At 69.2% G+C, this 15531-nt stretch carries 12 protein-coding genes; 6 read left to right on the top strand and 6 right to left on the bottom strand.

The genetic code is table 11. The features are described 5' to 3' along the window. Positions 1-34: 34 nt before the first annotated feature. The 6 genes from QZ647_RS15445 to QZ647_RS15420 all read left to right on the top strand — a co-directional run bounded on the left by QZ647_RS15445 (position 35) and on the right by QZ647_RS15420 (position 9970). Positions 35-1516, top strand: a complete 1482-nt coding sequence (locus QZ647_RS15445; protein WP_291273014.1) for a tetratricopeptide repeat protein — start codon at positions 35-37, stop codon at positions 1514-1516. 1 nt (position 1517) lies between these two features. Continuing rightward, on the top strand, positions 1518-3554 hold the full coding sequence (locus tag QZ647_RS15440) for a PDZ domain-containing protein (protein WP_291273013.1): 2037 nt from the start codon (positions 1518-1520) through the stop codon (positions 3552-3554). 11 nt (positions 3555-3565) lie between these two features. Next, on the top strand, positions 3566-3955 hold the full coding sequence (locus tag QZ647_RS15435) for a hypothetical protein (RefSeq protein ID WP_291273012.1): 390 nt from the start codon (positions 3566-3568) through the stop codon (positions 3953-3955). A gap of 74 nt (positions 3956-4029) precedes the next feature. After that, positions 4030-5355 (top strand): hypothetical protein, encoded by a 1326-nt coding sequence (locus QZ647_RS15430; protein WP_291273011.1) that lies wholly within the window; start codon positions 4030-4032, stop codon positions 5353-5355. Beyond that, positions 5349-8414, top strand: coding sequence for a sigma-54 dependent transcriptional regulator (locus tag QZ647_RS15425; RefSeq protein WP_291273010.1), 3066 nt, complete (start codon positions 5349-5351; stop codon positions 8412-8414). The genes QZ647_RS15430 and QZ647_RS15425 overlap by 7 nt, the downstream gene beginning before the upstream one ends. 92 nt (positions 8415-8506) lie before the next feature. After that, the gene (locus tag QZ647_RS15420; protein ID WP_291273009.1) at positions 8507-9970 is read left to right on the top strand and encodes a glycosyltransferase; all 1464 of its coding nucleotides are present in this window, start codon (positions 8507-8509) and stop codon (positions 9968-9970) included. Here the strand turns inward: QZ647_RS15420 and QZ647_RS15415 are convergent. From QZ647_RS15415 to rfbG, 6 genes are all read right to left on the bottom strand, one after another. After that, positions 9954-10724, bottom strand: a complete 771-nt coding sequence (locus QZ647_RS15415) for a CmcI family methyltransferase (RefSeq protein WP_291273008.1) — start codon at positions 10722-10724, stop codon at positions 9954-9956. The genes QZ647_RS15420 and QZ647_RS15415 overlap by 17 nt on opposite strands. Continuing rightward, a complete protein-coding gene (locus QZ647_RS15410) occupies positions 10721-11449 on the bottom strand; it encodes a formyltransferase family protein (protein ID WP_291273007.1) in 729 nt (242 codons plus the stop codon). The genes QZ647_RS15415 and QZ647_RS15410 overlap by 4 nt, the downstream gene beginning before the upstream one ends. 106 nt (positions 11450-11555) lie before the next feature. Next, the gene (locus tag QZ647_RS15405; protein WP_291273006.1) at positions 11556-12653 is read right to left on the bottom strand and encodes a DegT/DnrJ/EryC1/StrS family aminotransferase; all 1098 of its coding nucleotides are present in this window, start codon (positions 12651-12653) and stop codon (positions 11556-11558) included. A 28-nt stretch (positions 12654-12681) separates the two neighbouring features. Continuing rightward, positions 12682-13254 carry a dTDP-4-dehydrorhamnose 3,5-epimerase gene (gene rfbC / locus QZ647_RS15400; protein WP_291273005.1) on the bottom strand — a complete coding sequence of 191 codons (573 nt, stop codon included), beginning with the start codon at positions 13252-13254 and terminating at the stop codon, positions 12682-12684. Further along, a complete protein-coding gene (locus tag QZ647_RS15395; RefSeq protein ID WP_291273004.1) occupies positions 13251-14489 on the bottom strand; it encodes a class I SAM-dependent methyltransferase in 1239 nt (412 codons plus the stop codon). The genes rfbC and QZ647_RS15395 overlap by 4 nt, the downstream gene beginning before the upstream one ends. Continuing rightward, complete coding sequence (gene rfbG, locus QZ647_RS15390; RefSeq protein WP_291273003.1) at positions 14486-15529, bottom strand: CDP-glucose 4,6-dehydratase; 1044 nt, start codon at positions 15527-15529, stop codon at positions 14486-14488. Before rfbG ends, QZ647_RS15395 begins: the two co-directional genes overlap by 4 nt. Between the last annotated feature and the right edge of the window lie 2 nt (positions 15530-15531).

The raw sequence follows: 15531 nt of genomic DNA, 5'->3' as shown, positions 1-15531 counted from the left end.
GCCGCTATGATCTCCCTACTGACCTGAGGCCTCCATGCCGTTCGCATCTCCCTGGTTCCGCACTCCGGCCGCCCTCCTCTGCGCCCTGTCGGTCCCAGGCGTGGCCCAGGTGGCCGCGCAGGATGGAGAGCTTGCGGAACGGCTGTACCGGAGCGGCGAACGGGCCTACGCGGCCAAATCCTACAAGGAAGCCCTGGATACCTGGAGCCAGCTGCTTCAGACCACACCCAAGAGCGGGTTCGCCCCCCAGGCCCTGCTGCGGCTGGCCCACCACCAGGTGGAAGTGGAGCGGAAACCCGAGGCGGCCCTGCCCTACCTCGACCGCCTGAAGGTCGATTACATCAAGAGCCCCGAGGCCGCGGAAGGGCTGCTGCTGCGCGGTGTCCTGCTGGCCCGGCAGGCCCGGCGCGCCGCGGACCTGAAAGACGCCATGGCCGAGTTCAATCGCGTCCTCGACCTCTTCCCGGATGCCCCGGCGGTACCCGAGGCCCGCTTCCAGCTGGGCCGGGCCTGGCGGGACCAGGGGCAGTGGGGCCGGGCCCTCCAGCAGTTCGTGGAGGCCTTCCGGATCCGACCCGATGCCGCCGTGGCTCCCCGGGCCATGCTGCAGGCCGCCGAGGTCCTGGACCTGATGGGCGATCTCCCCGGCTGCCTGCGCATGCTCCAGCGCCTCCGGACTCAGGCGCCCCAGAGCCCCGAGGCCCGGGAGGCCGGCTGGCGCATTGCCGTGCGGGTGAAGCACCGGCTCCAGAAGCCGCCCCTCCGCAACGGCGGCCCCTGGCCCGGCGGCCGCGCCAAGTGGCTGAAGACGCCGACCCTGCTGGCCCTGGCCCCGGACGGAGACCTGCTCATCTATCAGAACGACCTCGACCACGCGTTTCGCCTCCACGAGGGGGAGTTGACCGCGGCCGGTCCCGCCGCGACGGGGGCCCGGGCCCTGCTGGCCTCCTCCACCGGCGCCCTCTGGCTGCTGTCCAAGACCGGCCTGGTGCGGGAGGACGCGCCGGTTCCCCTGCCCCTGGGCACCCTCGGTGCCATCACCGGCGCGGCCCAGGACCGCTGGGGCACCCTCTGGGTGGCGGATGCCAAGACGCCCGCCCTCACCCTCTTCGGCCTGGACGGCACCTCGCGCACCGTGGCCTCGCCCACAGCCAACGCCCTGGCCGCCCTGCCCTCGGGCGGCGTCGTCATCGCCGCGGATGCCGACCGCAAGCTGCTCTTCCTGGATGCCGACGGCCAGCCCCGCACCGTGGTGTCCTACGGCAAGGACCTGCCCGCCCCCTTCCGTTATGTGGTGGCCCTGGCCTCGGACGGCGCCGGCCAAGTGGCGGCCCTGGTGGATGGCGGGGACTTCGGCGAGGGCGTGGTGGTCCTCGGGCCCGATGGCGCGGTGCTGCGCCAGGCCACCTTCAAGGCCCTTGGCATCAGCGGGCGCATCACCTCGCTGGCCCTGGACCGAGAGGGGGGGCTCATCCTCTGCGACCGCCGCAACGACCTCCTGATCCGTGTGGACTGACATGCGCCTCCGACGCTTCCTCCCACTCGCGCTCCTCCTCGGGCTTTCGCTCGGGGCGCAGGATCCGGCCCTCCGGGATACCTTCCTCCAGGCCAAGGCCCTCTGGGCCACCCAGGGGGACCGGGAAGGCGCCACGGCACGCTTCGAAAAGGTCGTCGAGGCCCTGGCGCCCAGGGGGGCTTCCTTGGAGGCCGATTGGCTCGCCGCGCTGTGCGAGAGCTACAACTGGCTCGCCGTGCTGGATGACCGCAGCGCCCCGAACCGGCCCCGGGCCCAGACGCGGCTGCAGGCCCTCATCGACCTGAACCCGGATTTCGACGTGGACCGCGCCCTCACCTCCCAGCGCCTGGCCACGCTGTTCGATCGCCTGAAAGCCGAGAAGTACGCGCCGGTGAAGCTGAGCTATGCCCCGGAGGGCGGGAAGCTGCTGGTGGACGGCCGCCCCGGACCGCCCCTGGCCCGGAAGTTCCTCCCCTTCGGGACCCACAAGCTGACCTACACCCGCCCGGGCTTCGCCCCTGCGGAACTCAGCCTCGAACTCGCCCCCCGCGACGCCAAGACCGCCGACTTCAAGCTCGTCCGCGTGTCCTCCACAGTCACCCTCTATGTTCAGCCCAGCGGCGCCGAGGTCCTGGTGGATGGGCGCAGCCTGGGTCGCACCCAAGGCAAGGCGGGCCCCGAGGCCGCATCCGTGGCCGTGCCCCTGGGCCTGCGGCCCGAGGACCTCTCCGAGGCCTTCGTCATTTCCGAGCTCGGTCCCGGCAAGCACAAGCTCGAGTTGCGCGCCCCCTGCTTCCGCACCAAGGTGCTGGAGATGGGCGAAGGGCTTGCCACCCCCTGGGCGGACCACACCCTGGAACCCATCCGCCTCGAGTCGTCCAAGGGTACCCTCACGGTGACCTCCGCCTGGGCGGGCGGCGAACTCTTCCTGTCCGGGCAGAGCCAGGGGCCCCTCCCCGTCACCCAGCTTCCGGTCTGCTCGGGTGCCTATGATCTGCTGGTCCGCTTCCCCGCGGGCGGGTTCTCCCAGCGCATCACCGTGGAAGATGGGAAGGCCCTCTCCGTGGAGGCGCGACCCAAGCCCCGCCTGGCCTTCCTGGGCCTGGAGGGCGAGGCCGACTTCACGGGCCGGGCCCGGTTCCTGGCCCAGCTCGAAGGGCTTGGCGACCGCCTGCAGCAGGTGGCCTTCCTGCCCGCCCGGCCCGGCGAAGGCACCGGGGAGGCCCTGGCCCGGGTGAAGGCCTCGCGGGAAGCAGAGCTGGTCCTCCTGGCGACCCCCGTGCCCGACAAGGTCATCCACCAGGTCGAGCTTCGGCTGGCCACGCTCGAGGGCGAGGAGGAACGCCTGGTGGTGAAGCCCCTGGAGCAGGACCCCCTGGGACCGCTCGCCACCCGCCTCAACACCCTCCCGGTCATCCACGAACCCGGCCTTGGCCTGTCCCTGCTCGACCTTCCCGGTGAACCGGGCCCCTGGGTCCTCGCCGCATCAGAACCGGCCCAGAAGGCCGGCATCCAGCCCGGGAAGGCCCTCACCCAGGTGAACGGCAAGCCCATCAGCTCCGTCCAGGCCCTGCGGCCCCTTCTGGAAGGTGTCCGCGGCCCCGTCACCCTCGTCCAAGGGGGGGGCGCCTCCGTGACCCTGCCCATCCAGACCGAGGCCCTGGAGATCCCCCTGAGCGCCCCGGACCTCTGCTACCCGGCCGTCCTCGCCCACCTGCGCCTGCAGTACGCCGGGGCCCGGGGGGATGAAGCCAACCTGATCCGGCTGAACCTGGCCCTCGGCCACATGCACTTCCGGGCCTTCGACAAGGCCATCGACCTCCTGCGGGATGCACGCCTCAGCACCGTCGCCGGGGTCAGCCAGGGCACCCTGGACTACCACACGGGCATCTGCTTCCTCCGCCTCGGGGCGGCCTACCAGGCTGAAGCTGTGCAGGCATTCCGGCAGGCTCTGAAGTATCCTCAGGCAACCCTTCTCGGTCCCGACGGTCCCCTGGTCGCTCCCCTGGCGCGGCAGGCCCTGGAGGATCTGAAGTAGCGGAGGCACCCATGAGGCACCAGCGCGGCGAAGGCAAAATCGGCTGCATCATCTCCCTGCTCGTGTTTGGCACCTTGGCCGCCGCAGGCTACAAGGCCATTCCCGTCTACTACGGCAACAGCGAGCTGGTGGATGCCTGCGACTTCATCGCCAGCGGCGCAGCGCGCAAGCCCGTCGAAACCCTTGAGCGGGAAATCAAGGACAAGGCCCGCGAGTTGGGCGTCCTTGAAGTCTTGACGGATAAGAATGCCATCCGCGTCAGCAAGACCGGCTATGGGGAGACAGGAAACTGCACCATCACGCTTCGCTACAAGCGCGTCATCGATTTCTACGGCACCTACAAGTGGACCGTGGTGACCGACAAGCGCATCACGAAGCCCATCTTCGAGAACATCGGCTGAGGCCGCTGCCGTTGACGGCGCTGATCTCCTGCTGAAGGCTTGCGGCGGGGCGCCGGACGCGGCACCCTCGCTGCATGTCCCTGTCACTTCCTGAAGACAGCCAGTTCCCTTCTGGAGCGGCGTTCCGCCCGGTATCCATCCCCGGCTCCAAGTCGGTGAGCAACCGCGCCCTGCTTCTGGCCGCGTTGGCCCCGGGCGAGAGCCGTCTGAAGGGGGGACTGGAAGCCGAGGACACGCGCTGGATGCGCCGGGCCCTCGGCGACCTGGGGATTCCAGTCGCGGTGGCGGATGGGACCTGGACGATCCGCGGCGGCGACCGCCCCCGAGCGGCCGCGCCCCTCTGGCTCGGCGCCTCGGGCACCACCTTGCGCTTCCTCCTGCCCTGGCTAGCCCTGCGGGCCGGGAGCGACCTCCGGATGGAAGGCGATCCGCGCCTCTTCGAGCGGCCCCTCGGTCCCCTGCTGGAGCCTCTGACGGCCTTGGGCGCGACCTGGCATCCCGATGCCTCCGGGGCCTGGCTCCGCCCCGTGGCCGCACCCCCCGAGCGCCTGGAGCTGGTCGTGGACGCGCGCCTCAGCAGCCAGTTCCTCACCGGGTTGGCCCTGGCCGCCGCCGCGCTGCCGGGAGGGGGCATCCTGCGGTGGACCGAAGCCGCCAGTCCGAGCTACCTGGCCCTCACCACCCAATGGCTGCGCCGCTTCGGCTGCAAAGCCGACCTGGAGCCCGGCCACTGGCGCATTCCGGGCGGAGCCCTGGAACCGCGTTCCCTGGACCTGCCCGGCGATTGGAGCGGGGCCGCGGCCTTCCTCGCCGCGGCGGCGGCCACGGGGCGCCGTCTCCGCCTGGGCCCCCTGGACCCTGAAGATGCGCAGGGCGACCGGGCCATGGTGGCCATCCTTCATGCCGCCGGGTGCCGCGCCCAGTGGACCGGGCCACAGATCCTGGAGGTGGAGGGCCCCCTCGTCCGGGGCCTCGACGCCGACCTCACCGACTGTCCAGACCTGGGCCCCGTGCTGGCGGCCCTGGCGGCCCTGGCCCCCGGCCCTTCGGAGCTGCGTGGCCTCCACACCCTGCCCCTGAAGGAGTGCGACCGCCTGGATGCTTCCGCAGAGCTGGTGCGCTGGCTGGGCGGGACGGCCGAGGTGATTGGAGACCACACCCTGCGCGTGAGGCCGGCGCCTAGGTTCAGGCCTGGGTTCAGAGCTGAATTCGGGACCCGATCCGGGCCGAATGCTCCGTCCGACCCCCGCCCGCCCTTCAACCCCCGGAACGACCACCGCATGGCCTTCGCCGCCGCCGTCGGCGGGCTCCGTCACGGCGGGGAGCTTCTCGACCCTCACTGTGTGGCCAAGACCTTCCCGGATTTCTGGGATGTCTGGCGCGGGATGCTGGGGTGCTGAAGGCCCCCTGGCTCGGCCACTGGAAGGCCCCCTGGGGTCTGGATCGCGGCCGGCGCTGGGGCGACCCGGCCTGGGCCCTGGCCGCCATCGCCCAGGCCTGGCTGCTGGGCGGGCGCGAGGGCCTGTGGCCGCAGGTGGAGCAGGAAGCCCGGCGGCCCTTCGGACCCCAGGTCTCCCGCCAGCCCACCGTCTTTGGTCCCCGCCCCGATCCCGCGTGGGTGGCCCGCCTCCGCCACGGCAGCCCCACCGTACCGGCTTCGCAACGGGGCGCCCGGGAGGACGAGCTGCAGGCCTGGGCCTGGGAGGCCCTGCTCGAAGGCGACGGCGCCCCCTGGATGGCCGTCGGGTCGGTCCTTCTGGATCGGCCCCAGCGTCTGCGATGGATCGCCCTACTGGGAGCCGTGGACGCGGAGGGGATCCTCCACCTCCCGCCCTTTCTCGACATCCTGGTGCCGCCCGCACTCCATCGCCTGCCACCGCATTGGTGGGCCTTCCTCCTGCAGAGCCAGGACTCCGGAGGACGCCTGCTGCCGGAGGGTGCACTGGACGCGGACCTGCCGTGGTCCATCCTCCAGGCCCACGCGGGATCCCTGGTGCTGGAGGTGCTGCCCGAAGGCCTGAAGCCCCATCGCGAGGCCCCCTGGCTGGCCGCCCTCCCCGGGGGCCGCTGGATGCTGGACCCGCGCCTGCGGGCCTGGGCCCGGGGTTTCGGGGCCTCCCCGGCCGGCCTGGAAGGCCTCGCCCTCAACGGCCTGGCGGGAGGGGCCGCCCCCGAGGTGGGCCTGACGGCCCTGCTCCGGCTGCAACCCTCTCCCGCCTTCCCCGATGGCTGGACGCCTTCCCTGGAAGCCGACATCCGGGAGGATCTCCGGCGGCCAAGCCTCCCGCCGACCTCAGGCCATCCCACCTGGGATCGGGTGCGCATGCGCTGGGGTGGCGAGGCCCCGGAACCTGCCGAGGGCTATCCCGCCTGGGGCACCCGCGTGCATCCCTGCGCGGACCCGTTCCACTGGATGGCCCAGGGGCAGCGCGCCATCCAGGCCTGTGAACCCGAGGCGGCCCTGCGGGCCTTCACCCTGGCCCACGCCCACTTCGGGCGGCTGACCGCCACCGGATGGGCTGGCCGGGCCGCGTCCAACGCCGCCGTCGCCGCCCTCCAGTGGGCGGATCTCCCCGCTCACGCCCGGTGGGCGGCCCTCCGCGGCTCACTTCCCCAGCCCTGGCGGGACCTGGAAACGGCCCAGCTGGCCGAGGTGCATCTGGAGCCCGAGGCCGCCCTGACCCGGATCCGCGGGCTGGTGGAGGCCCACCCCGGCCTTCCCGGGGCCTGGGGCCTGCTTGCCAGCCACGGGGCCGACCGGGAGCGCTGGGACCTGGTGCGGGAAGGCCTCGCCGGAGCCGGTGACCACCCCTACACCCGCTTTCTCCACGCCGTGCTGGGACCCTTGACGGAGGAACCGCCGCACGATGCCGACCCCGAAACCCGCCTGAGCTGGGAGACCCATCGCCTCTTCCGGGGGGGCGTGGATCCCGAGGCCTTCTGGGCGGCGTGGCGGGCCTGCCCCACCCAGATCATGTGCCTGGAATTGGGCCTGCAGGTGATGGAACGGCGACCGGATCTCCGTCGGGCTTCTTCCCTGCTGGCCCTCCAGGCCATCGCCGATCGGGCGGCCAGCCCGCGGCACCAGCGGCGCCTGGCGGCCCTGTGGCCCCAACCCGATGCCGTCGCTGATCCCGCCCCCCTTCACCTCATCAAGGACTGGTTGGCCAGCCTGACCACCCCCACCTGGATCACCTGGGAAGAAGAGGGGCGGCTGCACGCCTTGGGTACCGGAGAGGCCCCGCCCGAGGGCGCCCTCAGCCGCCTTGCCCAAGATGGAACGCTGGCACCTTTCGCCCAGGGCCCCTGGGTCTGGTGCGGGCATCCCCTGGTCTGGGAGGGCTGCCCCGTGGGCGCAGTGCTGCTGGCCCGGCCTGCGGAGGCCGTGCCCACGGCTCCGCTGGAACCGCTCCTGATCTCGCCCTGGCTCGCCCGGATCCGCGCCCGACAGCCTGTCGAAATCGCGGTCGAGCCCGGCCTCCTGCTCACGGATGGCAGCGAGCCCATGGCCTCCCTGCTGCGGGAGCTTGACCGCGTGGCCGCTTCCGACCTGCCCGTGCTGATCCTCGGCCCCACGGGCAGCGGCAAGGAACTGGCGGCCCGGGAACTGCACCAGAGGTCGGGCCGCTCGGGCCCGCTGGTGGCCGTGAACTGCTCGGCCTTTGCCGAGGGCCTGTTGGAGTCCGAGCTCTTCGGCCACACCAAGGGCGCCTTCACAGGCGCGGACCGCGACCGGCGCGGAGCCATCGAGGCCGCCCGGGGGGGCACCCTGTTCCTCGACGAGGTGGCGGACCTGTCGCCGCGCCTGCAGTCTCTCCTCCTGCGCGTCCTCCAGGAGCGGGAGATCCGCCGCGTCGGCTCGGACCATGCCGTGAAGGTGGATGTCCGCTTTGCCGCCGCCACCCACCGCCCCATGGAAGACCTCGCCACGGCCGGGGCCTTCCGGCGCGACCTGCTCTTCCGCCTCCAGGGCGCGGTGCTCCGCCTCCCGCCCCTCTCGGCTCGCCGCCATGAATTCCCCTTCCTGGTGCCGCGGTTCGTGGTGCGGGCCGCAGCCTCGGCCAGACGGCCCGTGCCGGCCCTGGCCCCGGGCCTGCCCGAGGCCCTGGCCCGCCTGCCCTGGCCCGGCAATGTGCGTGAGCTGCTGCACGCCCTCGAGCGGGCCATCCTCCGCTGCGAGGGCGGCACCCTCAAGCCTTCCCACCTCCCGGAGCTGGAAGCGCCCATGGCCCAGGCACACACCTGGGATGACGCCACCCGCGCCTTCCAGCGGCGCCTGCTGCTGGAGACCCTCCAGGCGAGCGGGTTCCGCGTGGCCGAAGCCGCACAGACCCTCGGCCTCGCCCGCCCCGCCCTCTACGCCGTGGCCAAACGGTTGGGCGTGGATCTGGTGGCGGAGCGATCGGAGTCGACTCCGGGTCCCGCGGTCAGGAATCGTGAGGTCGGCAGGATCGGGTGAGGTCTCCGGAACGACGGAAGGTCCAGCGGCAGGAATTTCTGGCCATCATGGAGACCTGATCTTTCACCCCGACACCCCGTGATGGGAGCTTCATGGCCTTCCAAGACCCTCCACTGGTGAGCATCGGCGTCCCTGTCTTCAATGGGGAGAGGTACCTGGCCGACTCCCTGGACTCCCTGCTGGCCCAGGATCATCCGAACCTGGAGATCCTCATCTCCGACAATGCCTCCACCGATGGAACCGGCGAGATCTGCGAAAGCTATGCCCGGCGGGATCCGCGCGTACGCTATGTCCGACAGGACACCAACATCGGGTCCACTCGGAATTTCGAATTCGTCTTTGAACACACCCGGGGGGAATACTTCTATTGGCAGGCGCACGACGACCTCCGTCATCCGACCTTCACCTCGAGGTGCCTGGAGGCGTTGCAGAACCATCCCAACGCTGTCCTCTGCAACAGCGCCGTCGAGATCATCGATGAAGCGGGGTCTTCCCGCCCCGATTGGGAGGACCTCAACTTCTCGACGGTGGGGCTCACGGTTCTTGAGAGACTCCACCGGCTCTACGATCACATGGACTGGGTGGACATGATGGGACTGGTCCGGCGGAAGGCTCTCGCCAAGGCCCTGCCCTTCGAGGGAACCTGGGGCGGAGATGTCCTGATCAGCGCCAAACTCCTGCTCCAGGGTGATTTCTGCAAGGTGGATGCCCCTCTGTTCCGCTACCGGGTTCGCGAGGTGCCCAAGGGGAGCGAGCAGACCTTGAAGGAGTGCTTTGATGAGGGGTTCGAAAGCCCGAAACCCTACACCGCCTTCGCCCAGACCTGGCTCAGGATCCTCGTGACCTCGCCCCTGGGAATACCTGAGCGGAGGTGGCTCTTCACCGATTTCCTGAAGACCCTGGTGCACCTGGTGCCCCGGGGCCCTCACCCCTGCTGGCGGGACATCCTCAGGGGCGAACATTCGGGGGCTTTCGCGGTGCCCAACCCACCGACCCTTTCGACTTTCCTCGCCGACACCTTCTTCCCCCTCGCCCAGTCCAGCGGCATCGCCCTGGGACGCACTGCCGTCGAGCATCTGGCGGCCTCGGCCCGCACCGCCCTTCTCTGGATTCCAGGCGGTCTCCCCGAGCACGAAGCAGCGGGCCCCTTCTTCTCCGCTCTGCGCAGGGCCCTTCCTGACACCCGCCTGATCCTCGTGTGCCCCGTCGAGGCCCTCGAAGCCGCCGAGGCCAACCCGGACCTCGATGACCTCATCGCGTTCGACCTCCGCACCTTCGTGCTGGACTCAGCTTTCCGCCAGGAGATCGTCGATCTCGTCGGCACCCTGGATATCGACCTGGTCTACTGCGCCGCCCTGGCTCACGATCCGCATCTCTGGCCCTTGGTCCAGGCGGCGAAGCCCGCCCTGGCTGCGGCCCATCAGGATGGCCATTCGGGTGAGGACACCCTCGCGCCCTGGATGTCCCCACCCTACGACTGCTTCCTACCCCCCAGCCGCCTTGGCGAGTTGACCCGGACCGTCCTCCCGGCCCTGGGGCTCAGCGGGTCCGTTTGAGCCAGCCGCCCGGCCAATAGGTCACGGGATGCTCAACCTGCCCTTCGTTGAAGGGACGGGGGGGCTCCACAATTTCAAAGGCCGGACATTCGTCGATGAAGGCCCGGGCCGCGGCTTCGGGATTGTTGGTGGCCCAATCCGGCTGGCTGCGAGGCGCACCCACCAGGTCCTTCATGATGCCGTCCGCCGCCAGGATGTACGAACCCACCGACACCAGCGGAGCATAGAAGCGGAGTTCCTGCAGGACATGATCCTTTGAGTGGCAGGAATCCAGGACCACCAGGACGCGGTCGTCCGGCCGGATCCGACTGCGGACCGCCTCCACCACGGCCGGATCGACGGAACTGCCTTCGATGAGGTCGATCCGCTTCGCCATCGGATGGGTCTCGATGGCGGTGCGATTGTGGGGGCGGATCTCGATGTCCACGCCCACGACCCGCCCCGTCCCCATGGCCTCGAAGAGGCTGGCGTAGAAGATCAGCGATCCGCCATGGGCGACGCCGGTTTCAATGATGAGGGTCGGCCGGACCTGGTGGATGACCTCCTGGATCCGGAACATGTCCTCAGGGAGCTGAATGATGGGCCGTCCCATCCAGGTGAAACCGTAGACATACTTGGTGTCCCAGCCCACGCGCAACCAGGCCTTCGAGACCAATTCAAAGGCCTCCGCCGTGCCCGCCTCATGGGATTCGACCGGACCCGTTCCCCGCTCTACCTCCACCCGGCCGTTGTCCATGTCGATGCTGATTTTCATCGTTCCAGCTCCAGGCCCGCGGCCATAAAAAGACGATCCAGGTCCGCCCGATGGAATTCCCTGGCCAGGGCCTCTTTTACGCAGGCCGGAACCACCTCCACCCGCCCTCCGGCTCCTTCGAGATAGGCGAGCCCATAGGGCGGCGCCCAGAAGGCCCGGGCATGGCGATCGATGATCGCCCCATCGGCGCCCTCCGGAATCCGCTTCAGGGCCTCGAAACCGGCCCGGTCCAGGTAGCGCATCCGAGCGGGGTCCTGGGCTTCCCGGGGCAGCTCGCTTCCGGATTCCGCCAAGGCGCAGAACTCCAGGAAGAGCTGGATCATCTCCTCCTGGGAGCGGCGCTCCAGGCTCTCGGCCGTCTCCTGCGCCGGATTGATGGGGAAGCGCCGGACTCTGAGGAGATCGCCCGCGTCGAAGGCGTCTTCCATGTAGTGGCATGTGCAGCCGTACTCTCTGCGTTCCTCGAGAATCGCCACATTGTAGAAAGCCCAGCCGCCAAACTCGGGAAGGGGACCTGCGTGGAAGTTGAGGGCCGCTCGGCGGGCGAGAGCACGGGTGGAGGCTGTGACCCGGTTCCGGTACATGTAGCTGATGACGAAATCGACCGGCGGCGGATCGAGCAGTTCCTTCTGGCTTCGGACGGGGATGCCGCGGCGACGGGCGTGGGCTTCCAGATCAGGGGTGGGCATCCAGGGATGGGAGACATTCCGCCCCACCACCACCATGGGGACCTCCCAGCCCCGCCGGAGCAGTATCTCTAGGGCGACGACACTCCCTGGCTTGGAGCCCATCAGAATGGCACTGGGTCTGGTTGGGCTCACGCGGACCACCTCACTTATCAAAAAAGGCCCGGATAGCCGTCACCGTGCGGTCGAGGTCGGCATCCCGCATGGCCGAATGCAGAGGCAGGGAGAGGATCTCGTGGCCCACGCGTTCCGTCACCTTTAGATCGCCCTTCCGACAGTCCTTGAACAGGGTGAACCAGTGACCTGGCTGCCAGTGGATGCCCGTATCGATGCCCCGCTCCTGGAGAAAACCCCGCAGATCATCCCTCCCCTCGGGTGGAACCCGGATGTAGTAGAGGAAGGGCACCACGCCTTCAAAATCGCTTCTGGGGGTCCGGACCGTCGGCAGGTCCGCCAGTCCTTCGCTGTAGCGGCGACAGGCCGCCCGGCGGGTCCGCTCGATGGTGTCCATCTTGGAGAGCTGTCCGAGGCCGATGGCCGCATGCAGGTTGGCCATGTGATAGCGGAATCCGAGACGATTCACATCGTAGGTCCAGGCCCGGCGGTTCTGATACATGAGCGTGGACGGTTGCCCCATGCCGATGAGCCGCATCTCTTGCAGGGCGCGCTTCTCTTCCTCCGTGCGGACGACCACCAGACCGCCATCGATGCAGGTGATGGTCTTCACCGGATCGAAGCTGAAAATGGCGATGTCCGAGAAGCTGCCGATCCGCTTCCCATGGTACCGGGACCCGAAGGCGTGGGCGGCATCGTGGATGACCCGGAGGCCGTGCCGGGCCGCCAATCGGCCCACTTCATCGTGATCGCAGAGAATGCAGTCGTAGTCCATGGCGATGATCGCCTTGGTGCGGGGTGAAATCAGCGCCTCGGCCCGCTCCAGGTCGATGCAGAGGGTGTCGTCGCTGATGTCACAGAAGACCGGGTCCGCACCCGTGGCCAAGATGGCCTGGAAGTCCGCCACATTGTTGAAGGAGGGGGTGATGACCTCATCGCCGGGTCCCACCCCCGCGACCAACAATGCCAGATGCAGGGCGGCGTGCCCGGTGCTCACCGCCACCACATGGCGATCGTCTGCTTCCAGGTAGGTCCGGGTGGCCTCCTCGAACTGCCCGACATAGCTGCCCATGCCCAGCCAACCCATCTCCAGGGCCGCCCGCGCAGCCTGGAAATCCGTTTCATCCAAGAAAGGTCTGAATACCGGCAGGGCCCGTTCAGTCATGGTGTTCCCCCTTCTCCCTCAGCTTGTCCGCATGCCACGCACCCAGATCCGGCCAGGCGCGATCCTGTTCGGACAGCACCGGATCCCCCTGGGGCCAGGGGATTCCGAGATCCGCATCATCCCAGCGGATGCCCCGCGCCACCCCAGGGACATGAAGGGCCGAGATCATGTAATGGATCTCCGAGTCATCCACCAGCGTCTGGTAGCCGTGGGCGAGGCCCACGGGGACGAAGAGGGTCCTCAAGTTCTCCCGGCTCAGCTCCACACCCCACCAATGGCGGTAGGTGGGTGACCCGGAACGGAGATCGACGATGACATCGAAGATCCGTCCCACCGCGCACCGCACCAGCTTGGCTTCCTGATGGGGCGCCTCCTGGAAGTGCAGGCCCCGGAGGGTGCCCTTCCGCCGGTTCCACACGCTGCTGGACTGGGGCCAGGTCACGGGCAGCCCCGCCTGCCGGAAGGCCTGCTCGCAATAGACCCGGGCGAAGAAACCCCGGTCGTCCTCGTGCCGGTCGGCCTCGATGACCATGGCCCCGGGAATCGGCGTCTCCAGGAAGTTCACGCCATTACCTCCAGCCGGGGGACGGCGGTCACGAAACGCCCTCCCCACCCGCGGATGTGGCCCATCTGCTCGCGGATCTCCTCTCGGAGGTTCCAGGGGAGGATGAGCAGAAAATCCGGCCGCCGGGCAGCCACGGCCTCGGGTGCCAGGATGGGGATGCGGCTTCCCGGAAGGAATCGGCCCTGTTTGTGCGGACTCCGGTCCACCGTGAAAGGGATCAGATCCGGTCCGATCCCGGCAAAATTCAGGAAGGTGTTTCCCTTGGCTGGAGCCCCGTAGGCCCCGACCACTCGCCCCGCGCGTTTCTGGTCGATGAGAAAGGTGAGCAAGGCGTTCTTCAGGTCCCACACCCGCGCCTGGAATCCCGCGTAGCCTTCCTTCCGGTCGAGACCGGCCTCGTGCTCCAGCCGCCTCAGGAGGCGCAACCGCTCAGAGGGATGGGCGGCCCGGGGATCAGCAGAGCCGCATCCGTGGATGCGGAGAGACCCCCCATGGGTGGAGAGACGCTGCACATCGAAGACAGCCAGCCCATGTTCCGCAAAGAGCCGCTCCACGACCAGCAGGCTCAGATAGCTGAAGTGTTCGTGGTAGATCGTGTCGAATTGGAGGCCCTGAATCAGCTCCAACAGGTGGGGAAATTCCAGGACCAGCGTGCCCCGGGGCGCCAGGGCCCGGCGCAGGCCCTCCGTGAAATCATGCAGGTCCGGGACATGGGCCAGGACATTGAGGCCCAGCAGGAGATCGGCCTGACGCCCCGACTGCGCCAGCTCCTCGCCGAGCTCGGTCCCAAAGAACCGGGTCAGCGTCGGAATACCCTTGGCCGCGGCGGCCTGGGCCACATTGGCGGCGGGCTCGATGCCGAGGACCGGGACTCCCGCCTCTTTGAAATACTGGAGCAGGTACCCGTCGTTGCTGGCGACCTCGACCACGCGGCTCCGGGTGTCCAGTCCGAGGTCCCGGATGGCCTCGGTGGCCAGGGCACGACCATGAGCAAGCCACGCATCCGAGAAGGAGGAGAAATACAGGTAGTGCCCGAACAGGGCCTCGGGTGTCTCGAAGGCGGGGAGCTGGATCAGCCAGCAGGACTCGCAAACCCGCGGATGCAAAGGGTGGTACACCTCGGACCGTTCCAGGTCCTCCGGCCTGAGGTAAGCGTTGGCCAAAGGGCTCGTACCCAGATCCACCAAGCTCAACTCGAGGGGTGAGCCGCAGATGCGGCAGGTCAGGTGGCTCATCCGCGGGCCTCCAGATCGGTTTCGCAAAGGACGCGCGCTGGCACCCCATCCGCGAAGGCCCGGTACCATCGGACGCTCCGCTCAATCGCCGCTTCCACGGTCCATCGCGGCGTCCAACCCAGCCGTTCCTGGATCCGGGAACCGTCGAGTTCCAGCCGCTCCGCCTCCAGCCCAGAGGGAGTATCTTCCCGAATCCAGCTCGCCGTCCCCCCCCAAGCCCGGCAGCAGGCATCGGCGACTTGGGCCACCGTCCAGGCCTGCTCCGGGGTGGGGCCGACATTCCAGGGCCCGGACCAGGGTCCCGGCTCAGCCGCCAGCTTGGCCCCGAGGCGCAGGTAGCCATCCAGGGGATCCAGGACATGCTGCCAGGGCCGCCGGGCTTCAGGCCGCCGGATCCCGGGGGTCCTCCCCTGCTGGAAGGCGCGCACGAGGTCCGGGACCAACCGGTGGGCCGCCCAGTCGCCGCCTCCGATGACATTGCCTGCCCGGACCGTGGCGAGGCCGACCCCCTCCTGGAAATAGGAATGGCGATAAGCGGCCGTGGCGAGTTCGGCACAGGCTTTGGAGGCGCTGTAGGGATCCTCCCCACCCAGGGGATCGTCCTCGCGGAACGGGCGCCTCCCGGGTTGGCGGTAACACTTGTCGCTGGTCACGACCACCATGGCCCGGATGGAGGGCTGGTGGCGGCAGGCTTCCAGGAGATTCACCGTGCCCATGAGGTTGGTGGCGAAGGTGCCCACGGGATCTTCGTAGGAAGGAAGCACGAGGGCCTGGGCCGCCAAGTGGAAGACGAGTTCCGGACGGAAGGTGTCCACCAGGGCCCGCAGCCGTCCGGAATCGCGGATGTCTGCATACTCCGAGCGCACCTCCTTCTCGAGGCCGAGGGCGGACCAGAGGTTCGGCTCGGTGCCCGGGGGCAGGGCGACCGCCCCGACTTCCGCCCCCAGGCGCCGCAGCCAGAGGACCAGCCAAGCCCCCTTGAACCCGGTGTGCCCAGTCAGCAGGACGCGCTTGCCGCGGTAGGCTTCGCCCAAATCCATTG

Origin of the sequence: Geothrix sp. (assembly GCF_020622065.1) — a bacterium.
Lineage (GTDB): Bacteria > Acidobacteriota > Holophagae > Holophagales > Holophagaceae > Geothrix.
Note: the sequence above shows the minus strand (reverse complement) of the source record. Positions and strands in the feature narration are given on the sequence as shown.